26 protein-coding genes are annotated in these 21,754 nt (G+C 72.4%); all 26 read right to left on the bottom strand.

Translation table 11 applies throughout. From position 1 onward, the window contains the following. Nucleotides 1-34 precede the first annotated feature (34 nt). Nucleotides 35-1,279 carry a hypothetical protein gene (locus tag M1R94_RS07655; protein ID WP_249381080.1) on the bottom strand — a complete coding sequence of 415 codons (1,245 nt, stop codon included), beginning with the start codon at nt 1,277-1,279 and terminating at the stop codon, nt 35-37. Further along, on the bottom strand, nt 1,257-3,314 hold the full coding sequence (locus M1R94_RS07650; protein ID WP_249381079.1) for a flagellar biosynthesis protein FlhA: 2,058 nt from the start codon (nt 3,312-3,314) through the stop codon (nt 1,257-1,259). The genes M1R94_RS07655 and M1R94_RS07650 overlap by 23 nt, the downstream gene beginning before the upstream one ends. Nucleotides 3,315-3,378: 64 nt before the next feature. Then, nucleotides 3,379-4,491 carry an EscU/YscU/HrcU family type III secretion system export apparatus switch protein gene (locus tag M1R94_RS07645; protein WP_249381078.1) on the bottom strand — a complete coding sequence of 371 codons (1,113 nt, stop codon included), beginning with the start codon at nt 4,489-4,491 and terminating at the stop codon, nt 3,379-3,381. Continuing rightward, on the bottom strand, nt 4,488-5,270 hold the full coding sequence (locus M1R94_RS07640; protein ID WP_249381077.1) for a flagellar biosynthetic protein FliR: 783 nt from the start codon (nt 5,268-5,270) through the stop codon (nt 4,488-4,490). Before M1R94_RS07640 ends, M1R94_RS07645 begins: the two co-directional genes overlap by 4 nt. A gap of 7 nt (nt 5,271-5,277) precedes the next feature. Next, a complete protein-coding gene (fliQ, locus tag M1R94_RS07635) occupies nt 5,278-5,550 on the bottom strand; it encodes a flagellar biosynthesis protein FliQ (protein ID WP_249381076.1) in 273 nt (90 codons plus the stop codon). Next, the gene (gene fliP / locus M1R94_RS07630) at nt 5,550-6,293 is read right to left on the bottom strand and encodes a flagellar type III secretion system pore protein FliP (RefSeq protein ID WP_249381253.1); all 744 of its coding nucleotides are present in this window, start codon (nt 6,291-6,293) and stop codon (nt 5,550-5,552) included. Before fliP ends, fliQ begins: the two co-directional genes overlap by 1 nt. 107 nt (nt 6,294-6,400) lie before the next feature. After that, nucleotides 6,401-7,030 (bottom strand): flagellar biosynthetic protein FliO, encoded by a 630-nt coding sequence (gene fliO, locus M1R94_RS07625; protein WP_249381075.1) that lies wholly within the window; start codon nt 7,028-7,030, stop codon nt 6,401-6,403. A gap of 5 nt (nt 7,031-7,035) precedes the next feature. Beyond that, nucleotides 7,036-7,767: a flagellar motor switch protein FliN gene (fliN, locus tag M1R94_RS07620; protein WP_249381074.1), complete on the bottom strand. Its 732-nt coding sequence runs from the start codon at nt 7,765-7,767 to the stop codon at nt 7,036-7,038. Then, entirely contained in the window at nt 7,767-8,699 is a 933-nt protein-coding gene (locus M1R94_RS07615; RefSeq protein WP_249381073.1) for a flagellar motor switch protein FliM, read from the bottom strand. The genes fliN and M1R94_RS07615 overlap by 1 nt, the downstream gene beginning before the upstream one ends. A 191-nt stretch (nt 8,700-8,890) precedes the next feature. Next, nucleotides 8,891-9,409 (bottom strand): flagellar basal body-associated FliL family protein, encoded by a 519-nt coding sequence (locus M1R94_RS07610; RefSeq protein WP_249381072.1) that lies wholly within the window; start codon nt 9,407-9,409, stop codon nt 8,891-8,893. A gap of 5 nt (nt 9,410-9,414) precedes the next feature. After that, nucleotides 9,415-10,329, bottom strand: coding sequence for a flagellar motor protein MotB (locus M1R94_RS07605; RefSeq protein WP_249381071.1), 915 nt, complete (start codon nt 10,327-10,329; stop codon nt 9,415-9,417). Then, nucleotides 10,326-11,090, bottom strand: coding sequence for a motility protein A (locus M1R94_RS07600; RefSeq protein WP_249381070.1), 765 nt, complete (start codon nt 11,088-11,090; stop codon nt 10,326-10,328). The genes M1R94_RS07605 and M1R94_RS07600 overlap by 4 nt, the downstream gene beginning before the upstream one ends. After that, a complete protein-coding gene (locus tag M1R94_RS07595) occupies nt 11,090-11,395 on the bottom strand; it encodes a flagellar FlbD family protein (RefSeq protein WP_249381069.1) in 306 nt (101 codons plus the stop codon). Before M1R94_RS07595 ends, M1R94_RS07600 begins: the two co-directional genes overlap by 1 nt. A 142-nt stretch (nt 11,396-11,537) precedes the next feature. Next, a complete protein-coding gene (locus M1R94_RS07590) occupies nt 11,538-12,719 on the bottom strand; it encodes a flagellar hook protein FlgE (protein WP_249381068.1) in 1,182 nt (393 codons plus the stop codon). Nucleotides 12,720-12,752: 33 nt separating this feature from the next. Continuing rightward, complete coding sequence (locus M1R94_RS07585; RefSeq protein WP_249381067.1) at nt 12,753-13,256, bottom strand: flagellar hook assembly protein FlgD; 504 nt, start codon at nt 13,254-13,256, stop codon at nt 12,753-12,755. A 9-nt stretch (nt 13,257-13,265) separates the two neighbouring features. Further along, nucleotides 13,266-14,630 carry a flagellar hook-length control protein FliK gene (locus tag M1R94_RS07580; protein ID WP_249381066.1) on the bottom strand — a complete coding sequence of 455 codons (1,365 nt, stop codon included), beginning with the start codon at nt 14,628-14,630 and terminating at the stop codon, nt 13,266-13,268. Further along, nucleotides 14,627-15,091 (bottom strand): flagellar export protein FliJ, encoded by a 465-nt coding sequence (locus M1R94_RS07575; protein WP_249381065.1) that lies wholly within the window; start codon nt 15,089-15,091, stop codon nt 14,627-14,629. The genes M1R94_RS07580 and M1R94_RS07575 overlap by 4 nt, the downstream gene beginning before the upstream one ends. Then, complete coding sequence (locus tag M1R94_RS07570; RefSeq protein WP_249381252.1) at nt 15,088-16,404, bottom strand: FliI/YscN family ATPase; 1,317 nt, start codon at nt 16,402-16,404, stop codon at nt 15,088-15,090. The genes M1R94_RS07575 and M1R94_RS07570 overlap by 4 nt, the downstream gene beginning before the upstream one ends. 77 nt (nt 16,405-16,481) lie before the next feature. Continuing rightward, on the bottom strand, nt 16,482-17,111 hold the full coding sequence (locus M1R94_RS07565; protein WP_249381064.1) for a FliH/SctL family protein: 630 nt from the start codon (nt 17,109-17,111) through the stop codon (nt 16,482-16,484). Next, a complete protein-coding gene (gene fliG / locus M1R94_RS07560; protein WP_249381063.1) occupies nt 17,101-18,117 on the bottom strand; it encodes a flagellar motor switch protein FliG in 1,017 nt (338 codons plus the stop codon). The genes M1R94_RS07565 and fliG overlap by 11 nt, the downstream gene beginning before the upstream one ends. Further along, the gene (gene fliF / locus M1R94_RS07555) at nt 18,117-19,694 is read right to left on the bottom strand and encodes a flagellar basal-body MS-ring/collar protein FliF (RefSeq protein ID WP_249381062.1); all 1,578 of its coding nucleotides are present in this window, start codon (nt 19,692-19,694) and stop codon (nt 18,117-18,119) included. The genes fliG and fliF overlap by 1 nt, the downstream gene beginning before the upstream one ends. Next, nucleotides 19,694-20,020, bottom strand: a complete 327-nt coding sequence (gene fliE / locus M1R94_RS07550; protein ID WP_249381061.1) for a flagellar hook-basal body complex protein FliE — start codon at nt 20,018-20,020, stop codon at nt 19,694-19,696. The genes fliF and fliE overlap by 1 nt, the downstream gene beginning before the upstream one ends. Next, nucleotides 20,020-20,421 carry a flagellar basal body rod protein FlgC gene (gene flgC, locus M1R94_RS07545; RefSeq protein ID WP_249381060.1) on the bottom strand — a complete coding sequence of 134 codons (402 nt, stop codon included), beginning with the start codon at nt 20,419-20,421 and terminating at the stop codon, nt 20,020-20,022. The genes fliE and flgC overlap by 1 nt, the downstream gene beginning before the upstream one ends. A gap of 2 nt (nt 20,422-20,423) precedes the next feature. Beyond that, the gene (locus M1R94_RS07540) at nt 20,424-20,762 is read right to left on the bottom strand and encodes a flagellar basal body rod protein FlgB (RefSeq protein WP_249381059.1); all 339 of its coding nucleotides are present in this window, start codon (nt 20,760-20,762) and stop codon (nt 20,424-20,426) included. 182 nt (nt 20,763-20,944) lie between these two features. Then, nucleotides 20,945-21,295 carry a hypothetical protein gene (locus M1R94_RS07535; protein ID WP_249381058.1) on the bottom strand — a complete coding sequence of 117 codons (351 nt, stop codon included), beginning with the start codon at nt 21,293-21,295 and terminating at the stop codon, nt 20,945-20,947. Between the two features lie 7 nt (nt 21,296-21,302). Then, entirely contained in the window at nt 21,303-21,749 is a 447-nt protein-coding gene (gene fliS, locus M1R94_RS07530; RefSeq protein WP_249381057.1) for a flagellar export chaperone FliS, read from the bottom strand. Nucleotides 21,750-21,754: the final 5 nt, after the last annotated feature.

Below are 21,754 nucleotides of genomic sequence, written 5' to 3'. Positions count from 1 at the left end.
GAACCGTCGCGGCAGGCGCCAGTCGCGGCAGGGGTCAGTCCCAGCGGGCGTCGTCGGCCAGGCGCTCGCTGAGCACCGCAGCCCACACCACGGGGGTCGCGGGCAGCCCGTCGACCCAGCCGACCGGGACACCCAGGTTGAGCACCGTGCCGGGGGCCTGCGCGTCGAAGGTCGACGAGGCCGCGATCGCGTCGAACGGCCGGTGCGCACCGACCACCCGCATCCAGCGACGCAGGTCGATCGCCTTGCGTCGGGCGTCGACCGCAGCCCACGCCTGGTCGGGGGCCAGCGCCTCGAGGAAGAGCGCCCCCTCGGCCCAGCTGTCACGCGCCGGCGAGACCCCCACCACGACGATGTACAGCGCCTCCGGGGAGAGCTTGCTGCGGTACCGCGCCACGGCCGACGTCGTCTGCAGCCTGCGGCCGTGGCCGGCGACGGCGTCGATGTCACCGGCCAGCACGATGTCGCGGGGGTCCAGACCGGCCCGGTGGGCCATCTGCGTCGCGGTGCGCAGTGCGGCGTGGGCGTCGCCGACCACGGCCAGCACCGTGCCGGGCTCGAGGCGCACCGTGGGCGGACGTTCGAAGCGCCGCACCAGCTGGGACAGCGGCACCGCGGCGTGCGGGTCGGCGAACCCGGTGAGCAGCCGGGTCGGGATGCCGAGCTCGAGCAGGGCCGCGGCGCTGGACCGCGGGTGGTCGGCGTCCTGCTCGGGGTAGGGGTAGCCCGGCTCGGCGGGGTCCGGTGCCGCGTCCCCGGTACCGTCCTGCGGCGCCGGGTCGGGGGTGGGCGGAGCTGCCGGGTCGGGCACCTCCACAGCGGGTCCCGGGGGTCCCACCATCGCGCGCATCGACTCGAGCACCTCGGCGAAGCTGTCCCCTGAGGTCGACACCGTCGGGCCGGCCGGCTCAGGCGCAGCGGGTGGTCCCGACGGTGCGACCGCGACCACCGGCACCTCCCCGACGTCGACCGGGGCCGGGGCCCCCGCCAGGTCGTCACCGTCGGCCTCGGCGGCCTCCGCGGCAGCCAGCAGGGCATCGATCCCCACCGCCGCGGGCCCGGACGGCGCCGCCGCCGGCCGACGACGGGCCCGGACCGCGGGCCGCGCGTCGGGCACCTCGACGGTCAGCTCGTAGCTCTCCTTGGCGAAGAACCCCGCGAAGCCACCCGTGCGGATGCGCTCGGCCTTGACGATGCGTGCGTCAGGGCCCATCTCCTGCCGGACCCGCAGCATCAGGCTGCGCAGGTCCTCACCGTCAAGCAGCAATCGCGTGGGCATCGCTGACCACCCCCACGGTCTCGATCTGCAGGCCTGCTCCGGTCACTTCGCTGTAGGAGAGCACGGGCAGGGACGGGAGCGCCAGTGCCACCGTCCGTCGCAGCGCGGGCCGCAGGCCCGGGGCGCACACCAGCACTGCCTCCCGACCGCTCGCCTCACCCTGCGCCGCCTTGCTGCGCAGCGACAGGAGCATCCGGTCCAGGCGGGCCGGGTCGAGCACGATCTGCGAACCGCCCTCCGCCGGACGCACGGCCTCCATCAGGCCCTGCTCGAGGGTCGGGTCGAGGGTCAGCACGCGCAGCACGCCGTCCTGCGCATAGGGGGCGGCCAGTGCCGGGCCGAGCGAGGCCCGGGCCGCCTCGACCAGTCCCTCGACGTCGGTACCGACCTTCGCGCGCAGGGTCAGGCCCTCGTAGATCCGGCTCAGGTCGCGGATCGCGACCCGCTCGGCGAGCAGGCCCTGGAGCACCCGCTGCACCTCGCCGAGGGTCAGCAGGCCCGGGACCAGCTCGTCGACCACGGACGGGTTGACGGCCTTGACGCCCTCGGTCAGCACCCGCACGTCCTCGCGGGAGAGCAGTCGCGGGGCGTTGGCGTCGATGATCGCGCCCAGGTGGGTGATCAGCACCGAGACCCGGTCCACCACGGTGGCGCCCACCATCTCGGCGGCGTGCCGCATCTCGGTGGGGATCCACTTGCCGGGCAGGCCGAAGACCGGCTCGACCACGCTGGTCCCGCCGATGCCCTCGAGGTTGTCCCCCAGGGCCAGCAGCCGGCCGCCCGGCGCCTGGCCGCGGCCGACCTCGACACCGGCGATGCGCACCGCGTACGTCGACCGGGGCAGGTCCACGGAGTCACGGGTCCGCACCGGTGGCACGACGACCCCGAGCTCCATCGCGATCTTGCGGCGCAGCCCACGCACCCGGGCGAGCAGGTCCTGGTCGGTTCCCGAGCCCACCATGTCGACCAGGTCGGGGGCGAGCAGGATCTCCAGGGCGTGCACGCGCATCTGCTCGATCAGCGCCTCGGGGGTGTCGGCCGAGGGCGCCACGGCCGAGCCGGCGGCGGCAGCCGCATCACCCGCGGCCTCGGCGACCTCGTTCGCCCGGATCCGCTGCGACACGATGATCAGCGCCAGGCCGATGATCACGAAGGGCAGCTTGGGCATCCCCGGGACCAGGGCCAGCGCGATCGCCGCCCCGCCCGAGATCAGCAGCGCGGTGCGGCTCTGGGTGAGCTGCTCGCTCGCCGCGGTGCCCATGTCCGCCGAGGCGGTCGCACGGGTCACGATCAGACCGGTCGAGACCGACATCAGCAGGGCCGGGATCTGGGTGACCAGGCCGTCGCCGATGGTCAGCAGGCTGAAGCGCTCGAGGGACTCCCCGGCCGACATGCCCATCTGCAGCATCCCGATGGCGAACCCGCCGAGCAGGTTGATCAGGGTGATGACGATCCCGGCGATGGCGTCGCCCTTGACGAACTTCGAACCACCGTCCATCGCACCGTAGAAGTCGGCCTCGGCCGAGATCTCGGCGCGACGGGTGCGGGCGGTGTCCTCGTCGATGAGCCCGGCGTTGAGGTCGGCGTCGATCGCCATCTGCTTGCCGGGCATCGCGTCGAGGGTGAAGCGCGCCCCGACCTCGGCCACCCGGCCCGCACCGCTGGTGATCACCGCGAACTGGATGATCACCAGGATCAGGAAGATGACCAGACCGATGATGAGCGACCCGCCCACCACGATGTTCCCGAAGGCGTTGATGACCTCGCCCGCGTAGCCGTTGCCGAGCACCAGACGGGTCGAGGCCACGTTGAGCCCGAGCCGGAAGAGCGTCAGCACCAGCAGCAGCGAGGGGAACACCGAGAAGTCGAGCGGACGCTTGACGTACATGCTGGTCAGCAGGACCACCAGGGACAGCGTGATGTTGATGACGATGAGGAAGTCGAGCATCGCGGCCGGCAGCGGCACCACGAGCAGGAGGACCACCCCCACCACACCCACCGGGACGGCGAGCTGGACGATCTGCTTGCCGTTCATGGCTGGTTCTCCATCGTCTCGCTGAGTGTGTCGGGGCGGGTCGTGCGTGGGGTGGCGGGGGCTCTCATGTCGGCTCCGGGGGGAGCTCGGTGGGCCCGCCGGGCGGCTTGTGCATGCCCATCGCAGCGCCACGGCGCCGCAGCGCCATGACGAAGGCGAGGATGCGCGCGACCGCGGTGTAGAGGTGTCCGGGGATCTCCTGGCCCAGCTCGCAGGCCGCGTGCAGCGCACGGGCCAGCGGCACGTCCTCGACCATCGGGACGCGCTTCTCGGCCGCGACCTCGCGGATGCGTGTCGCCACGTGCCCCGAGCCCTTGGCGACCACCCGTGGCGCCCCGGTCCCGGGCTCGTAGCGCAGGGCCACCGCCACGTGGGTGGGGTTGACCAGCACGACGTCGGCGTTGGCGACCTCGGAGATCATCCGGTTGCGGCTCATCGCGATCTGCTTGGAGCGGATGGCGCCCTTGAGCAGCGGGTCACCCTCCTGCTGCTTGTTCTCGTCCTTGACCTCCTTCTTGCTCATCCGCGTCTTCTTGCGGTTGCGCTTGGAGATCACCAGGACGTCCGCCGCGGCCAGGACCAGCCCGGCCACCACGGCGGTCCGCATCAGGTTGCTGACGCCGTCGCTCGCCTGGGTCAGCACGTAGCTCATCGAGTGCATGCCCGAGCCGAGCATCAGCGGGATCAGGCTCTGCACCACCGTGTAGAGCACCGCACCGATCGCGAAGGCCTTGAGCGCGGCCTTGACACCGTTCCAGACGGCCTCCATGCCGAACTTCTGCTTGACGCCCTTGGGGAGGTTGAACTGCTTGAAGGTGGGCTTGAGCTTCTTGTGCGAGACGTGGATGCCGCCCTGGAGCGCCGAGCCGATGATCGCGGCCAGGACCACCACCGTCATCAGGGGCGCCAGGGAGATCAGGATCGAGCTCAGGCCGGTGGTGAGCGCGGTCACGGCGAGCTCGGGGTCGGGCGAGGCGATGACGTCCCGCACCAGGTCGAGCTGCTCGATCCCCGCACCCGAGGCGTTGCGCAGCACGAAGGGCAGCATGATCGCGCCGAAGCCGATGCCGAGCCACGCCGAGAGGTCCTGCGAGCGCTGGAGCGCCCCCTCCTTGCGGTTCTGGGTCTTGCGCTTCGGGGTGGCCTCCTCGGTCTTCTCCTGCGCGTCCTTGCTCACTGCCCCACCTCCAGCATGCGCGTCACGGCGGTGCCGGTCAGGGCGGCGACGATCGTCGGCAACGCCGTGTAGGCGGTCACGCCGAGGGTCAGCGTCATCAGGATCTTGAGCGGGAAGCCCAGGGCGAAGGCGTTGAGCGCCGGTGCGACCCGGGTCAGCAGACCCAGGCCGACGTCGGCCAGGAAGAGCACCACGATCAGCGGTCCGGCGACCTGCAGCGCCGCGAGGAAGAGCTGGGTGAGCCCCTCGGTCCCGGCCTGCGCCATGGCGGCCAGGTTCAGCGGGGTGCCCAGGGGCAGGGCCTCGAAGCTGCGGACCAGACCGGCGATCACCAGCTGGTAGGCGTCCGAGGCGAACAGGAGCACGATCGCGGTCATCGTGTAGAGCCGGGAGAACTGCGCACCGTTGGTCTGCATCATCGGGTCGAAGGCCTGGGCCAGCTGGAAGCCGCCGAACAGGTCGATCAGGTTCCCGGCGGCCTGCACCGCGGCGAAGGTCAGCGACACCAGGAAGCCCAGGGCCAGGCCGATCACCACCTGCAGCACGAGGTCCCCCACGAACATCGCGGTGCCCGAGGCCATCGCGGTGCCGATCTGCGGTCCGGCGGCCTCGGCGGCCCGTGGCCCGGCGAGCAGACCCAGGGCCACCGCGAGCATCGCCTTGATGCGGTTCGGGATGCCGCGGTGGGAGAACGGCGGGGCGATCACCAGGAAGGCCGCGACCCGCACGCCGGCGAGCATGGCCACCTCGACGGAGGCCAGCGAGAGGGTGATGCCCACGTCCGGGTCACCCGCCCAGCAGGTTCGGGATGCGCTCGAACATCTCGTGGGTGAAGGCCACCGTCTCGGAGATCATCCAGTGCCCGGCGACGAGCAGGGCGACACCCACCCCCACGGCCTTGGGCACGAAGCTCAGCGTCACCTCCTGGACCTGGGTGATCGACTGCAGGAGGGACACGGTGAAGCCCACCACCAGGGCGGTGATCAGGATGGGGGCGGCCAGCTTGGCCGCGAGGGTCATGGCGGCGTACCCGATGTCCAGGACTGCGGTGGTGTCCATCAGGCGTAGCTCCCCACCAGCGCGGTGACGATCAGGCCCCACCCGTCGACCAGGACGAAGAGCAGCAGCTTGAACGGCAGGGAGACCATCACCGGGGGCAGCATCATCATGCCCATGCTCATCAGCGAGGCGGCCACGACCAGGTCGATCACCAGGAACGGCACGAAGATGACGAATCCGATGATGAACGCCGAGCGCAGCTCGGAGAGCATGAAGGCCGGGATGAGGCTGGTCATCGGGACGGCCTCGGGCGTCTCGGGGTTGGGCAGGTCCGCGGTGCGGGTCACCAGGGCCAGGTCGGCCTCACGGGTCTGGCCGAGCATGAACGTCCGCAGCGGGTCCGAGCCCACCTCGACGGCCTCGGCGAAGGTCGCGTCACCCGCGAGGTAAGGCTGGACGCCCGTCTCGTTCACGTCGCTGATGACCGGCGCCATGATGAACAGGCTGAGGAAGAGGGTCAGCCCGGCCAGCACCTGGTTGGGTGGCACACCCGTCAGACCCATCGCGTTCCGGGTCAGCGCGAGGACCACGAAGATCTTGGTGAAGCTCGTCATCATCAGCAGCAGCGACGGGGCCACCGAGAGCAGCGTGATGGTCAGCAGCACCACGATCGAGCTGTTGGGCGTCCCGTTGACGCCGTTGAGGTCGATCGAGACGGTCGGGTCGGTGGTCGCCGGGTCCGCCGGGGCGACCGGGTCGGTGGGCGGGACGGGGGCGGCTGCGGCCGCTCCGGCGCCCAGCATGAGGACCAGGACCGTCAGGACCAGTGCCAGCAGGACCACCAGTGCCGTCCGCGGGGCACGGCTCGGGGTGGGGGTGAGGGGGGAGGTGGGAGGTGTCAGGGGCAGCGTCAACGCCGGATGGTCCGTTCCTGCACCGCAGCCATCGCCCGGCGCCACGTGGCGGCGTCCAGGATCGATCCCTCGAGAGGGCTGCGGGGCGTGGGAACCGCGGGCATCCGTGCCGCGGGGGTCGACGTGGGGGCAGTGCCGCGGACCGCCGGGGCGGGCCGTACCGTGGGGCGGACGGTGTGCACCGTCTCGTCGTGCGGGGCGAGGCCGTCCAGGCCCGAGAGGTCGAACGGGACGTCGACCTCGGACGGGTCGTCGAAGGCCGACAGGGTCGGCGCGACCTCGAAGTCGGACGGGACGCCGAGGTCGGCCAGCACCAGCTCGGCGGGGTCCAGCTCGACCCGTTCGACGGCCGACGCAAGCTCCTCGACAGGGATCTCGACCTCGGCGAGCAGGTTCACGCCGTGCTCGCTGACCCCGAGCAGCAGCCGACGACCCGAGACCTCGACCAGCGCCACACCCGTCTTGCCGCCGAGCGACTGGCGCCCGACGACGGACAGGGTCGAGGCACGCTGCTTGCGCGCCGTCGCGGTGCCCGCCATGCGTCGTCCGGCGAACCAGATGACGCCCAGCACGCACGCGAGCGACAGGGCGACGCGCAGTCCGAGCTCGAAGGCCGAGGTGTCCACGGGGCTCAGATGCCTTCGGTCGCGACGATCTCGGTGATCCGGATGCCGTAGTCCTCGTCGACGACGACCACCTCACCGCGGGCCACCAGACGCCCGTTGACCATGACGTCGGCCGGGGAGCCCGCCGCACGGTCGAGCTCGAGCACGGTGCCCGGCACGAGCTCGAGCACCTGACGCACAGGGAGCCGGGTGCGACCGATCTCGGCGGTGAGGGTCATCTCGACGTCGTGCAGCAGGCGCAGGCTGGACCGCTCGTGGTGCGTCGCGCCACCACGCGGGCTGGGCACCGAGCCGGGCCGCGGGCGCAGGCGCAGCGCGAACCACGCCTGGGCGGGACCGCCGTCGGCCGGGACGAGCCCGAAGGACACGATGCCGTCGTCCACGAGCGCGGAGCCGACCGGTCCGGCGACCGCGGCGTCCAGGACACCGGCCCCCAGGGTCGCGGCCGCGGCCTCGAGGGCGGGACGCAGGGCGTCGGCCAGCGAGATCGAGGCGTCGGCGCCCTCGAGCGCGACCGCGGCCGCCTGGTCGGCGACGACCACCAGGTCGGCGCTCGCTGCCCCGACGAACGAGGCGCGCACGGCCACCGCACCGGCGGCCGGCGCGTCACCCGGGGTGAACGGCACGACCTGGAGCGGGACGGTCGAGGGCAGCAGCCGGGCGAGCTCCGACGCGGCCGCGCGGCCGATCGTCAGGGTGTCCTCGTCCGCGGTGCGGGTGGCAGGCAGGGTACTCATCAGGACTTCTCCTCGGAGGTGACGACCAGGCAGGCAAGGCGGGACCCGTTGGCCCCGATGGCAGCGCGTCCCAGCACGACGTCGTCGACGACGATGTCCAGGGGCTTGTCGGCGCGGTGGTGCAGGGGCAGCACGTCGCCCACGGCGAGCCGGCTCACGACGCCGGCGGTGACGCTCTGCCCGGCGAAGCGCACCGAGACGTCCACCGGGACGCCGTGGACCTGGTCGGAGATCCGTTCGAGGGCGACGCGGTGCGCCCGGACCTCCTCGGCGGAGCGGTTGTCGAGCTTCTCCCCGGCGCGCATCGAGGAGAGCATCACCTCGGCCGGGGCCATCAGCGTCGCGATGCTCGTGCGGTCACCGACGTGCAGCTCGAAGGTCGCGATGATCACCGGCTCGGAGGCCGCGACGGCCTGCACGAACTGCGGGTTGTACTGGACCGTCTTGACCGCGACGTCCAGCGGGCACACCGAGGCGAACGCGTAGGTGAGGTCGGCGAGCGCGTGCTGGAGCAGCTCGCGCAGCAGGTGCCACTCGATCTCGGTGAGCTCGCGGTCGGGGGCCTCGACCACGATGCCGGGGCCACCCAGCAGGTAGTCGATCCACAGCATCGTCGAGTCGATCGGCAGCTGCAGGACGGCGGTGCTGCGGCCGTTCTCGACCGAGCACAGCACCATCGTGGTCATCGGCTCGAGGCTGCGCACGTACTCGTCGTAGGAGCGCATCTCGACCGACTCGAGCCCGACCTGCGCCACGACGCGCAGCCGCGACGTGAGCTGCGTGCCCCACTGGCGGGCGAAGGTCTCGAAGGCCATCTCGAGCACCCGCCCGTGCTCACGGGCGAGGGTCATCGGGCGGCGGAAGTCGTAGGGCTCGGGCTCTGCCGAGCGCTTGCGCCGCGCGGGGGGCTGCATGGTGTCCTGGACCGTCACGTGCAGCCCATCGGCAGGGCCGCAGGGGTCCTGAGGATTGTGGTGCGACCGACACGGGTCCGGACCAGGTCTTTCACCCGGAGAGCCCCTCACGGACGGCTCGCGGCACTGCTCCCCGGGTCATCCCCGGGACGATGTGGCGCCCTCCATGGCGCCGTGAGACCACCGGCATCCGTGCCGGTCAGGTCACCTCACTGGGTGACGTAGTCGGTGAAGTAGAGCCCCATCACCTCCCCGTGATAGGCCTCCTCGAGCTGGTGCAGGAGCTCGGCCTTGAGGGCGTCGCGCGTCTCCGCGTCCGACACCTCCTCGACCGTACGTCCCGAGAACAGGGCGATCGCGAGGTCCAGGGCCCGGGCCGTGTCGACCTTCCCGTGCCCGCCGGCGTCGGCCGTCATCTGCAGACCGAGCCCCAGGCGCAGGTAGTGGCCACCGGCGAGGTTGAGGTTGACCGGGTCGACCGTGAGGACCTCACCGGGCTCGGGTGGCGGCTCGGCCTCCTGGGCCTCGCTCGCCCCGGCGCCCGGTCCCAGCAGGAACCAGTAGCCGCCCCCACCCCCGACGAGCAGCAGGGCGGCGACCACGATGATCACGAGCTTCTTCTTGCTCTTCGGTGCGGCTTCGGGCTCGGCCTCGACGGCCGGCGCGCCCGGTGCAGGGCGGGCGCCGATCTTGGGCTTGCTGGCGATGATGCGCTGCTCGGTGGGCATCGGGGTCACCTCGGTTCTCTGGCGGCGATGGCGGGCAGGAGGGCGCGTACGGTCTCGGGGGCGGCGCTGAGCACCACGAGGTCGACCCTGCGGTTGGCGTCGAGGGCGGCGACGCCCCCGGCCTCCTCGAGGGGCCGGGCCTCACCGAAGCCGACGGCCGCGACGCGCTGGGCGGGCAGACCCCCGGTCTCGACCAGGCGCCGGAGCACCTGGGTGGCGCGGTCGGAGGACAGCTCCCAGTTGGTGGGGTAGCGGGCGGTGGGCAGCACGTTGGCGTGCCCTTCGATCGAGATCTCGTCGGTGATCCCCACCAGGACCGGTGCCATGGTGTCCAGCACCCGCTGCGCGGTCTCGGTGAGCGTGGCGGCATCGGCCTGGAAGAAGACGTCGTCGGCGACCATGCCGATCACCAGTCCCCGCTCGGTCACCCGGAAACGCACCCTGTCGGCCAGGGCCTGCTCGGTCAGGGCCGCGGAGATCTGGTCGGCGATGGCCTCGAGGCGCTCGAACTCCGCGTCGGCCCGCAGGGCCGTGCGCTCCTGCTCGGTGAGCGTGAGGTCGGTGGTGGTCGGGGTCGCGGTCAGCGTACGGATCTGCTCGGACAGGATCCCGGTGTCCTTGGCGATGTCCGGGGTGATCTGGAAGCTCTCGGTCCCGGTGAGCGCACCGCTGCTGCCCTCGAGCATCGAGGGGGCGCGGTTGCCGAACCCGGCGGCCAGGGAGTCGCGCAGCTGCTCGTACTTGACCTCGTCGACGCTGCTCATCGCGTACATGACGATGAACAGGCCCACGAGCACGGTCATCATGTCGGCGTAGCTGACCGCCCACCGCTCGTGGTTCTCGTGCTCCTCCTCCTCGTGCGCACCACCGCGCCGACCACCCTTGCGGCCGTGCCCGCCCGAGCCGTGGCCCGCACTCACGCGGCGTCCTTGACCTGGTCGGGCGGCATGAGGCTACGCAGACGCTGGCCGACCAGGCGCGGGTTGGCCCCCGACTGGATGGCCAGCAGGCCCTCGACGGCCATGGACATGTGAGCGCACTCGAGCTCGGAGGCGCGGGCGATGCGGGCACCGATGGGCAGGAAGACCAGGTTGGCGCTGAGCAGGCCCCACAGGGTCGCGACGAAGGCCGCGGCGATCATGTGCCCGAGCTCGTCGGGCTGGGCGAGGTTCTCGAGCACGTGCACCAGCGAGACGACCGTGCCGATGATGCCGATCGTGGGGGCGTAGCCACCCATGGTGTTCCAGTACTTCGCGGTGATCTTGTCCATCGCCCGCTTGCTGGCGATGCGGTCCTCGAGCATCTCGCGCAGGTCGTCGGGGTCGGTGCCGTCGATCGCGGCCTGCAGCCCCGCGCGCAGGAACTCGTTGTCGACGTCGCGGGCCGCGTCCTCGAGCGAGAGCAGGCCCTCCCGACGGGCGCGGTCGGCCAGGCCGACCACGGTGTCGACCGTGCTGTCCATGTCGGGCTGCTTGAAGGTGAGCCACTTCGGCAGCGTCTTGAAGGCACGCACGGCGTCACGCAGCGTGCTGCTGGCCAGACCGGCTCCGAGCGTGCCGCCGATCACCAGGATCATCGGGGCCGGGAGCACCACGGACATCGGGCTGGCACCCTCGACGAGGATGCCCATGAGCACCATCCCGAAGGCGAGCGCGAGACCCGCCAGGGTTGCCGGATCCATCAGTCGGCCTCCGGTACGGACGTGAGGGGGCGGGAGGACGCAGGGCGCAGGGCGGTCACGGCGGCGACGGCGGGATCGGCGGCGACTGCCCGGTCGTTCAGGGGGCCGGTGAGGTCCATGGTCCGCGAGACGACCTTGGCGCGGTACTCGATGACCAGCTCGGTCACGGTCTCCATCGACTCCGCGACGATGTACTTGGTGCCGTCGATGAGCGTGAGGATCGTGTCCGGCGTGCTCTCGATGCGCTGGAGCAGATCGGGGTTGACCGCGAACTGCGGTCCGTTGAGGCGCGTCACGACGATCACGGCTGGTCCATCCCTGGTGTGCCTTGGGCCCATCCATGAGCCCCGTACCGGACTGATCGGCCGCAGGTGGGCCGGTGTGAGTGGTTCTGTCCTGCCCGACGCCGGTCCCTGCCCCGCAGCGGGACAGGGACCGCGCGCACGGTCAGCGCTTGAGGTTGACGAGCTCCTGGAGCAGCTCGTCGGAGGTGGTGATGACGCGGGAGTTCGCCTGGAAGCCACGCTGGGCGATGATCAGGTTGGTGAACTCGGCCGAGAGGTCGACGTTCGACATCTCGAGCGCGCCACCGGTGAGCTCGCCGCGGCCACCCGTGCCGGCCGCACCGACCTGCGGGTCGCCCGAGTTGACCGTGGTGCGGTAGAGCGAGCCCCCTGCCTTCTCCATGCCGGCCGGGTTGGTGAAGGTCGCCAGCGCGACACGGCCCACGGCCTGCTTGAGGCCGTTGCTGAACTGGCCGAGCAGGGTGCCGTCGGCGTTGATGGTGAAGGACTGCAGCGTGCCGGCCGAGCGACCGTCCTGCGCGGAGGCCTCGACCGTGGTCAGGCCCGCGTAACCGGTCAGGGTGCTCAGGTCGACGTCGACCCCGCCGGCGGCCATGGTCCCGCCCGAGGCGAGCGTCCCGTCGGCGTTGAAGGTCAGCGGGCTCACCGTCCCGACGGGCACGCCACCGCGCATCGCCGACACGTCCCAGCCGGCGGCCGTCCGGGTGAACGCCAGCGACAGGGACTGCAGGGTGCCCGCGGCGTCGTAGACGTCGACCTCACGGTTCAGCACGGTGCCCGCGACGGCGTCGGTGGGCAGGTTGCCCTCGAAGGTCGCCCCAGTGGTGGCCCGCGCACCCATCAGGGTCGCGATGGGCAGGCGCAGGTCGGTCAGCGGGCCGTTGGTGTCGATGGATCCGTCGCCCGCGGCGGCCCAGCCGCGCACCAGCCCACCGTCGGGGGTCACGAGCTGCCCGTTGGCGTCGAAGTCGAACGCACCGGCGCGGGAGTAGAACTGCTCGGCACCCTTGCGCACCATGAAGAAGCCGTCGCCCGAGATCATCATGTCGGTGCTGCGGTTGGTGAGCTGGGCGGCGCCCTGCTGGAAGTTGGTCGTGACGCCCGCGACCCGCACGCCCAGGCCGACCTGGGCGGGGTTGGTGCCACCGATGCCCTCCTGGCCACCACCGGCGTTGGTGAGCACCTGGGACAGCGTGTCCTGGAACTGCGTCTGGGAGGCCTTGAACCCCGTGGTGTTGACGTTGGCGATGTTGTTGCCGGTGACGTCGAGCATCGTCTGGTGGGCGCGGAGACCGCTGATACCGGAGAAGAGCGAGCGAAGCATGGGAGTTTCCCTTCGAGTGGTGTCGCGGCCTGGTCAGGCAGCAGGGTCGGCAGAGCTGGTGGGGTCGTCGGTGGAGTCGTCGGTCGGCGGTGCGGTCGTGGTGGGCGGCGCGGCGATCGTCGCCGGGTTGATCGAGGAGACCGCGTCGAGCGGGACGGTCCACTCGCCGACGTTCACGGTCGGTACGGCACCGTCGAAGGCCGCCCCGGTCACCCGGCCGGACTGCTTGACGCCGTCCTGGTCGACGAAGGTGACCTCCTGGCCGATGAGGTTGGAGGCCGCCATCCTCATCTGCAGGCCGAACTGCTCACGGCTGGTGTCGGCCAGGCCGGTGAGCTGCTCCATCGAGGCCAGCTGGGTGGACTGCGCCATCATCGCGCTGGTGTCCATCGGGGCGGTGGGGTCCTGGTTGCGCAGCTGCGCGACCAGGAGGGCCAGGAAGACCTCCTTGTCGAGCTCCTTCTTGGCGTCGGTGGAGGCGGTGCCCGTCGTGTAGAGGCTGGTCGCGGTGCTGGACTGGGTCGGGGCGATGCTCATGCGTGCCTCTCAGGCGATCAGGTCGAGGCCGGAGTGCCGGCGTGAGGGTTGGGTCAGGTCGGCGAGGGCTGCGGCGCGGCGCTCGACGTCGGTGCGCTCGTCGACCGGGCCGTCGGTGCCACCCGTGGAGCCCTCACCCGTGCCGGACGCCGAGCCGTTGCCCTTCTCGGCGCCACCCCCGGTGCCCTGGCCGAGGCCCAGGTCAGCGGTGAGGCCGGTCGCGGCGAGGTCGCGCCGCAGGTCGGGCAGGGCCGCGCGCAGGGCCTCGCGGGCCTGGTCACTGCCACCGAGCAGCTCGATCCGCATCCCCTCGGGCCCGATGTGCGCCACGACGCGCACCGGACCGAAGGTGTCCGGGTCGACGCGCAGGGTCAGCACGTGCTGCCCGTCGCCCGCACCTCGCAGCGCGGCGAGACGCACGCCGATCTGCTCGGCGAGGGGCCGCGGCTCGGGGGCCGCCGGGGCGGCGGGCGGTGGTGCTGCGCTGGGGGCTGAGGTCTCCGCCGGAGCGGCGGGTGCAGCGACCCCGCTGATCGCGGGGGCGACCCCGGGGGTGGTCGTCGCGGGGGTCGGGGCGACCTCGCGGGTGTCGGCGCCGGTGGCGCCGGCCTGCTGCGCCACCGCGGCCGCGGCCGGGGATCCCGCCCCGGTCACCGTGCCGGCGGGCGTCTCGGTGGCGGGACGGCCGGAGCCCTGACTCTCGGAGCGGCCCGGTGCGGCCTCCTGGTCCCCGGTGCCCTGGTTGACCGTGCCCTGGCCGACGGATCCCTCTGCGGTGATGGTGGGTGCTGCGACCGCGACCGTCGGGCGGGTCTCGGCAGTCGCCACGGTCGTCGGGCGGGTCTCGGCGGGCGCCGCGCGGCCCTCCTGGGTGAGGGTGCCGGGGACCGCCGGTGCTGCAGCGGTGGCAGCGGTGGCAGCGACGGTGGACGTCGCACCCCGTGCAGCCTCACCCTGCGGCGCGGCGGCCGGGTCGACCTGCAGCGCGAGGTCCGGTGCCGCGCTGCCTGCCGTGCGCTGCTCGGGCAGGACCGTGGCGAGCTCGTCGTCCATGTCCGTGGCCGTGGCCTCGTCGACCATGCCCTCGGCGTCGGTCACGAGGGTCAGCGCAGGTGTGGCCGCGTCGCGCAGCACCGTCGCGGCGGCGCGCAGGATCTGCTCGACGGTGACCGGTGCGCCCTCCGCGGGCGCACGCTCGCCGGGTGCTCCCTCTCCGGGCGCACCCGGCGAGCCGACGGCGGGGCGTGCACTGCCCCGGCCGGTGACCTCGGCGTCCAGGGCCGAGGCGAAGTCGCCACCGCTGGTGCCGCCGCGTGAGCCACCTGCCGTCACCCGGGTGGGGGCGGGGGCCGGCAACGTGGTGATGGTGGTCATGAGTCTCCCTCGGTGGGATCGACGTCAGCGAGTTCGGTGTCGGCCTGGTGGTGCCGCCGGGAGGCGGCCTCGTCGAGCACGACCTGCTCGGCGCGGTCGGCCTCGACACGGACCTCCTGGTCGTGGCGCTCCTCGAGCTTGCCCAGGGTCGCGGCGCGGGTCCGGGCGTCGGCCCAGTGCGCCGAGGCCTGGTCGACCCGCGTCTGGGCGACCTCGACCGCGGTGAGCGAGTCGTGCAGCATGGTCCGCAGCGCGGCCCGGCCGGCGATCGCCGCCTGCCAGGTGAGGTCGTCACCGCGCAGCGGCAGCGCCGCGCCGTGGAGCAGCTCGGCGGTCTGCTGGCGGCGGTCGGCCGCGTCCTTGTGCGTGGCGTAGGCGCGCGCGACCTCGGCAGCGGCCTCGTCCTCCTGCATCTTGCGCAGACGCAGCAGCCCGCCCAGGCGGAACAGCGGGGGCGTCATCGGGGGCCACCCATCGCGTCGACGAGCCGGGCCAGGTGCGCCCAGGACTCGCCCGAGGCTGCGACCTCACCCATCGACTGCTGCAGGAAGGACTCGATGGCCGCGCCGTGGGTCACCGCGGCGTCGACCAGCGGGTTGGTCCCCGCGGCGTACGCGCCGACGTCCAGGAGGTCCTGTGCCCGACGTCGGGCAGCCATCACCTGACGCAGCCGGACGGCCAGTGCGGCCTGCTCGGCGGTGGTGACCCGGCCGGCCACACGGGACACCGAGGACAGCACGTCGATGCTCGGGAAGTGCCCGGCCACGGCCAGGTCACGGGTCAGCACCACGTGCCCGTCCAGCAACGAACGGGCCGAGTCGGCGATCGGCTCGTTGTGGTCGTCACCGTCGACCAGCACCGTGTAGATCCCGGTGACCGAGCCCCGCTCGGCGGTGCCGGCACGCTCGAGCAGCTGGGCGAGCAGCGAGAAGGTGGACGGCGGGTAGCCGCGGGTCGCGGGGGGCTCGCCCACCGACAGGCCGATCTCGCGCTGGGCCATCGCGACCCGGGTCAGCGAGTCCATCATCAGCACCGCGTCGCGGCCCTCGTCCCGGAAACCCTCGGCGATGCGAGTCGCCACGAAGGCGGCGCGCAGACGGACCAGGGGCGGTTCGTCGGAGGTCGCGACCACCACGACGCTGCGGGCCAGACCCTGCGGGCCGAGGTCGTCCTCGATGAACTCGCGCACCTCACGGCCGCGCTCACCGACCAGGGCGATCACCGAGACCTCGGCCTCGGTGCCGCGCGCGACCATCGAGAGCAGGCTGGACTTGCCGACGCCCGAGCCGGCGAACAGGCCGATGCGCTGGCCGCGCCCCACGGTCGCCATGGTGTCCAGGGCGCGCACGCCCAACGACAGGGGCGTGTCGACCCGGGCCCGTCCCAGCGCGGAGGGTGACGCGCCGTTGACCGGTCGACGGCGGGCACCGGGGCCGTCGAGCAGCGGGCCCTTGCCGTCGATCGGCCGGCCCAGCCCGTCGAGGATGCGGCCCAGCAGCTGAGGTCCGGTGGGCACCAGGAGCGGACGACCGGTGCTGCGCACGGGCAGGCCCACGTGCAGGCCGTGCACGGCGCCGAGCGGCATGCAGCGCAACGTGCGGGCGGTCACCGCCACGACCTCGGCGGCGACGCACCCGGCCGGGTCGGCGGGGTCGCCCAGGGTGAGCAGATCGCCGACCGCACCGGGAAGGCCGGCCACGTCGATCGACAGGCCGACCACCGCGCTGACGGTCCCCACCCGTTGGGGCGCGGCGACCTCGAGGGCGCGACGCATCCGGGAGTCGGTCCGCAGCTGCGTTCCCGCGGTCGGGTCGGCGGCGTCGGACCACAGGCGCGGCGGGGCGGTCAGGCTCATGCGTCGTCCTCGAGCAGGGCCCGACGAGCACGGTCCAGGGCCGAGGCGATCTGACCGTCGAGCTGTCCGGTGGCGTGCTCGCTCACGACGTCCCCCGGTCGCAGGCCCTGGTCGGCCACGACCTGCAGGCCGGCGGGCAGCCGACGGGACGTGGCCTCGAGCAGGGTCCGCACGTGCGCCAGGTCGGCCGGGCTGACCCGGACGGTGTGCACGCCGAGCTCGGCGGGCAGGGCCAGCGCCCGGTCGAGGATGGACACGGCCGATGCCGGCCCGGGGGTCAGCTCGTGCTGCAGCACCGCCGCGGCGAGGTCGAGGGCAGCGGCGTGCAGGGTGGCCCGGGCGTCGGTCACGACGGGGGCCTCACGGGCGGCGACCGCCTGGGCCGCACGTCCCAGCACAGCCAGCGCGTCGTCGATCGCAGCGTCACGCACCGCCTCGCGGCGCAGGTGGTCGTCGGCCAGCCGCTGCTGGTGGGCGACCGCGGCGTCGGCGGCGGCACGGGTGCCGGCCGCCCACCCGGCGGCGTACCCCGCCGCGCGGGCGCGCTCGTCGACCCCCGCGGGACGCTGCCCCGACCCCGCCAGGGCCGAAGGGCGGAACGCCGTGACCGCCTGCTCAGGAGACATACTCGTCCTCGCCCTCGCGGCGGATGACGATCTCGCCGCTCTCCTCGAGGCGGCGGATGACCTGCACCACACCGGCGCGGGCGTCCTCGACCATCGACAGGCGGACCGGGCCCATGAGCTCGATCTCCTCCTCGAGGTTCTCCCGGGCACGCTCGGAGAGGTTGCGCAGGATCTTCTCGCGCACCTCCTCGTCGGCACCCTTGAGGGCGGTGGCCAGGGTGGACATCTCCACACCGCGCAGCACGAGCTGGATGGCGCGCTCCTCGAGCAGCACGAGGTCACCGAAGACGAACATGCGGCTGCGGACCTCGTCGGCCAGGGCCTGGTCGCGGGCGGCGAGCCCCTCGAGGATGAGCTTCTCGGTGGTCGGGTCAGCCCGGTTGATGATCTCCACGAGGGGCTGCACGCCACCGATCGCGGACATCTCCTGAGGGGTCAGCACCGCGGAGGCCTTGCGCTGCAGGCTCTCGGCGACCACCGCGACGACGTCGGGCGAGGCCCGCTCCATCAGGGCGATGCGGTGCGCGACCTCGGCCTGGGTGGTGGGCGGCAGCCCGGTCATGATCGCCGAGGCGTGGTCGGCCCGCAGGTGCGCGAGCACCAGCGCCACCGTCTGGGGGTGCTCCCCGTTGAGCAGGGACACCACCTGGCGCGCGTCGGCGTACTGCAGGAACTCGAAGGGCTGGCCCTGCATCGAGGTGGCCAGGCGCTCGAGCATCCCGACGGCACGCTCGCGCCCCACGGCCCCCTCGAGGAGCTGCTGGGCGTAGCCCATGCCGCCGCGTCCGCTGAAGCTCGAGCCCCCCATCGAGACCTCGTAGAACTCCTCCAGCACGTCGTCGGCCATCGTCGGGTCGATCCGCTCGAGGCGGGCGATCTCGGTGGTGAGCTCCTCGATCTCGGACTCCTCGAGCTGCGCCATGACGCGGCCGGCCTGCTCACGGCCGAGCTGGATGAGGATCATCGCGGCCTTCTGGGTCCCGGTCAGCAGGGCGACGGCGGACATCAGCGCTTCCCTTCCACGAGCCAGCCACGGAGCATCTCGGCGACCTCGGCCGGCTGCTCGGCGGCCAGGGCCATGACGTCCTCACGCTTGGCGGTGATGCCGTCCTGGATCGTGGCGACGGGAGCCTCGAGCACGGGGAGTGTCACCTTCTCGGCCTCGATGGCCTCCGGCGCACGCGACTCGACGATCTCCAGGGCACCCAGGTCCAGGGCCTGGCGGCGGGCCCGGCGACTGCGGCGTGCCGCGGTGACCAGGGCGAGGATGAAGGTCAGCAGCACCACGCCGGCGAGGATGCCCGTGCGGATCAGCTCGGATCGCTCGACGGCCTCCTGCTGAGCGGCGGCCGCGGCAAGGGCCTCCTGGGCCACCTCGGCACCCGAGGCGTCGAAGACCATCCGCGAGACAGAGACCACGTCGCCGCGCTCCTCGACCACACCGGCCGCCGCGCCGACCATGCCCTGGACCTCGACCAGGTCGAGCCCGGCGGCAGCCTCCTGGGAGACCACCACCGACACGGACTGCCGACGCACGCTGCCCGGGGCGCTCACGAGCTGCTCGGTGACCTTGTTGACCGCGTTGTTCTCGGTCGCTGTCTCCTTGCGGTACTCACCGGTGCCCTGCTCCCCGGCCGGGACCATGATGTTGTCCGGACCCAGCACCCCGCCGGTCGCTCCCGCGCCGCCGGTGTACTCCTCGAGGGTCGTGGCCGAGGACAACGGCGGAACCTCTCCCTCGACGGCGAAGGTCTCGCTGGTGCGGTTGGTCTGGTCGTAGTCGAGCTCGGCGCTGACGCTCACCACGGCGTTGCCCGGGCCGACGATCCGGTCGAGCATCGCCTGGACGTTGGAGGCGACCCGGCCCTCGTACTCGCCGACCTGCCCGTCCTGCATGCCCGTGCTGCCCGCGCCGCCCACGGCCGAGAGGACCTTGCCGTCGGCGTCGATCACGGCGACGTCGGTGGGGGCCATGCCCTCGATGCCGGCCGAGACGAGGTGCACGATCGACTGGACCTTGTCACCGCTGAGGCCGCCGCCCGGGGCGGTCTTGACGAACACCGAGGCGGTGGGGTCGGCGGTCTCGGAGACGAAGACGCTCTTCTCGGGCAGGGCCAGGCGGACCGTGGCGGCCTCGACCCCGGTGATCGAGCCGATGGTCTTGGCGAGCTCGCCCTCGAGGGCGCGCTGGTAGGTGACCTGCTGCTGGAACTCCGAGGAGGTCATGCCCATGTCGTCGAGCAGGCTGTAGCCGCCGTCGGACCCCTTGGGCAGGCCGGCCGCCGCGGCGGCCAGGCGCATCGCGTAGAGACGGTCGGCCGGGACCAGGATGGTCGAGCCGCCGTCGGTCAGCTCGTAGGGCACGCCCTCGGCCTGGAGCTGGTCGACGATGGCGCTCGCGTCGGTGGTCGAGATGTTCGCGAAGAGCGGGCTCATGGTCGGCTTGGCCAGCCACGACGACAGCGCAGCGACCCCGAGCACGAGCACGGCCACCCCGATCAGGCCGAGGGTGCGCTGGGCGACGGTGAACTGGCGGATCGATTCCTGCAGGCGGCCGAGGGCACCGCTGATCTGGGTGGGCATCAGGCCTGCATCCTCATGATCTCGGAGAAGGCCTCGATGGCCTTGTTGCGGATCGCCGCGGTCAGCTCGAGGGCCACGCCGGCCTGGGCCGAGGCGATCGTGTAGTCGTGGATGTCGTCGAGGTCACCGGTGACGGCCTTGACCGCGAGGGCGTCCGAGGTGGACTGCATGCCCTGCAGCGCGTCGATCGACCCGGCGAGCTGGGTCCCGAAGGCCGCGCTCCCCCCGGGGTTGACCTGGAACGTCGAGGCGGCGCCACCCACCGCGTCGAGGTAGCCGGTGGGTGTCACGCCGGAGAGCACTCCGGCGACGGGCTGGATGCTCATCAGCTACGTCCGATCTGCAGTGCGGCCTGGTAGGTCTCCTTGGCACGGTCCACGATGGCGGCGTTCGCCTGGTAGCCGCGCTGGGCCATGATCATCTGGGTCATCTGGCTGGCCATGTCGATGTCGGGGTAGCGCACGTAGCCCTCGGGGTCGGCCAGGGGGTGGCCGGGCTCGTAGACCATCCGGCCCTCGGCGCTGCCGTAGGCGATGCCGGCCACCTGCACGCCGCCCTGGGTCCCGTTCTCGACGGCCTGGGCGATGACGTACCGGGCCTGGAAGGCCTCCTCGTCCGTGGCACGGACGGTGTTCATGTTGGAGATGTTGTCGCTGATCGCGTCGAGCCACTTGCGGTAGACGGTGAGCCCGCTCGCGGCGGTGCCGATGGCGCCGAAGGTCGTCATGGTCAGCCCCTCATCGCGGTGCGCAGCTTGGAGAAGGTGCCGTCGATGGCCTGCGTGGCGAGCTGGTAGCGCAGGTTCGTGTCGATGTTCAGCAGCGTCTCGGTGTCGAGGTTGACGTTGTTGCCGTCGAGCCGGGTGGGCTCGAGGGACCTCTGGACCTGGGGGATCACGGCGCCGGACCCGCCCTTGACGGCCTCGGCGAGGGAGGCCTCGAAGGAGACCCGCCCGGCCCGGAAGCCGGGGGTCTGCACGTTGGCGACGTTGTCGGCGATGACGCGCTGACGCAGGGCGAGCCCGTCGAGCGCGCTGCTCATCGTCATGAAGGTCACGGAGCTGAACACAGCCGGACACACCTCACCCAGTCGAGGTCCTCCTGGTCGGCCGATCCATGGCCTCGGGGTGAGCGATCCCTGCTCGGGTTGCCCATCGGCCGTGGTCAGGGCTGCGTGAGGAGTTCGGCGACGTCCGATCGGGTGAAAGGTCGGCGTCGTGGATCGGCTCCGGCCGGGTCCGGCGAGTCGGCTCAGGCGGGGGTGTCGACGTAGACCGGCACCGAGGGGGCCGCCGAGCGCAGCGCCTGCGCCGCCCGGCTGTGGCGGCGGCTCAGGTCGGCGGCCTCGGAGAGCCGGCGGGCGAGCTCGATCTGCCGGTCCAGCACGCTCTGGGCGCGCTCGACCATGGCGACCGGCAGCGGGCCCAGACCGACCGGGGGTGCCCATGGGTCGGCGGGTGGGTCCTGGGCGATGTGCCCCAGGGTCAGCATGTGCTCGGCGGTGGCCACGTCCATCTCGAGCGCGGTGAGCGCGGTCTCCCAGGCGGCGTCCCACTGCTGGGTGGTGTCCTGCCGGGCCGAGCCCTGCGGTGGCCGGTTCATCGTGGTCTCAGCCCACACCGAGCTCGCCGAGCGACCGGCCCGGGGCTCCGACGGTGATGTTCTCGAGCGGTGTGGCCGTCACCGAGACCTCCTGCGCGGCCTGGTGCCAGGCGTCGCGCAGCGGCTCGACCAGCTCGCGGCACGCGGCGGTGCGCTCGGCGTCGCCGGCCACGTTGGCGGAGATGAGCTCGGTGAGCAGGAAGGTGTAGACCGACATGAGCTGCTTGGCGCCGTCCCAGGCGTCGACGTCGAGGGTCGAGACGAGCTCGCCGACGATGTCCTGCGCGTGGTTGAGCTGGACCCCCGCGGCGGCGCGGTCGCCGCCGCGCTGAGCGGCCTCGGCGCGCTGCAGGTCCAGGACGAGACGGTCGTAGAGCATGGTCAGGAGCTTGGCCGGGCTCGCCGTGGCGACGGTGTCGTCGACGTAGCGGGTGCGGACTGCTGAGTAGTTCATCGGGA

This window comes from Actinotalea alkalitolerans (genome assembly GCF_023369855.1).
GTDB lineage: Bacteria > Actinomycetota > Actinomycetes > Actinomycetales > Cellulomonadaceae > Actinotalea.
This window is presented reverse-complemented; position numbering and strand designations above follow the sequence as displayed.

Bases quoted from the DNA above. Each gene is read 5' to 3' on its own strand.
- M1R94_RS07655 (WP_249381080.1), bottom strand. From the start codon at position 1,279: ATGCCCACGCGATTGCTGCTTGACGGTGAGGACCTGCGCAGCCTGATG.
- M1R94_RS07650 (WP_249381079.1), bottom strand. From the start codon at position 3,314: ATGAACGGCAAGCAGATCGTCCAGCTCGCCGTCCCGGTGGGTGTGGTG.
- fliQ (WP_249381076.1), bottom strand. From the start codon at position 5,550: ATGGACACCACCGCAGTCCTGGACATCGGGTACGCCGCCATGACCCTC.
- fliP (WP_249381253.1), bottom strand. From the start codon at position 6,293: ATGCTGGGCGCCGGAGCGGCCGCAGCCGCCCCCGTCCCGCCCACCGAC.
- fliN (WP_249381074.1), bottom strand. From the start codon at position 7,767: ATGAGTACCCTGCCTGCCACCCGCACCGCGGACGAGGACACCCTGACG.
- M1R94_RS07610 (WP_249381072.1), bottom strand. From the start codon at position 9,409: ATGCCCACCGAGCAGCGCATCATCGCCAGCAAGCCCAAGATCGGCGCC.
- M1R94_RS07600 (WP_249381070.1), bottom strand. From the start codon at position 11,090: ATGGATCCGGCAACCCTGGCGGGTCTCGCGCTCGCCTTCGGGATGGTG.
- M1R94_RS07590 (WP_249381068.1), bottom strand. From the start codon at position 12,719: ATGCTTCGCTCGCTCTTCTCCGGTATCAGCGGTCTCCGCGCCCACCAG.
- M1R94_RS07585 (WP_249381067.1), bottom strand. From the start codon at position 13,256: ATGAGCATCGCCCCGACCCAGTCCAGCACCGCGACCAGCCTCTACACG.
- M1R94_RS07580 (WP_249381066.1), bottom strand. From the start codon at position 14,630: ATGACCACCATCACCACGTTGCCGGCCCCCGCCCCCACCCGGGTGACG.
- M1R94_RS07575 (WP_249381065.1), bottom strand. From the start codon at position 15,091: ATGACGCCCCCGCTGTTCCGCCTGGGCGGGCTGCTGCGTCTGCGCAAG.
- M1R94_RS07570 (WP_249381252.1), bottom strand. From the start codon at position 16,404: ATGCGTCGCGCCCTCGAGGTCGCCGCGCCCCAACGGGTGGGGACCGTC.
- M1R94_RS07565 (WP_249381064.1), bottom strand. From the start codon at position 17,111: ATGTCTCCTGAGCAGGCGGTCACGGCGTTCCGCCCTTCGGCCCTGGCG.
- fliG (WP_249381063.1), bottom strand. From the start codon at position 18,117: ATGTCCGCCGTCGCCCTGCTGACCGGGACCCAGAAGGCCGCGATGATC.
- fliF (WP_249381062.1), bottom strand. From the start codon at position 19,694: ATGCCCACCCAGATCAGCGGTGCCCTCGGCCGCCTGCAGGAATCGATC.
- fliE (WP_249381061.1), bottom strand. From the start codon at position 20,020: ATGAGCATCCAGCCCGTCGCCGGAGTGCTCTCCGGCGTGACACCCACC.
- flgC (WP_249381060.1), bottom strand. From the start codon at position 20,421: ATGACGACCTTCGGCGCCATCGGCACCGCCGCGAGCGGGCTCACCGTC.
- M1R94_RS07535 (WP_249381058.1), bottom strand. From the start codon at position 21,295: ATGAACCGGCCACCGCAGGGCTCGGCCCGGCAGGACACCACCCAGCAG.
- fliS (WP_249381057.1), bottom strand. From the start codon at position 21,749: ATGAACTACTCAGCAGTCCGCACCCGCTACGTCGACGACACCGTCGCC.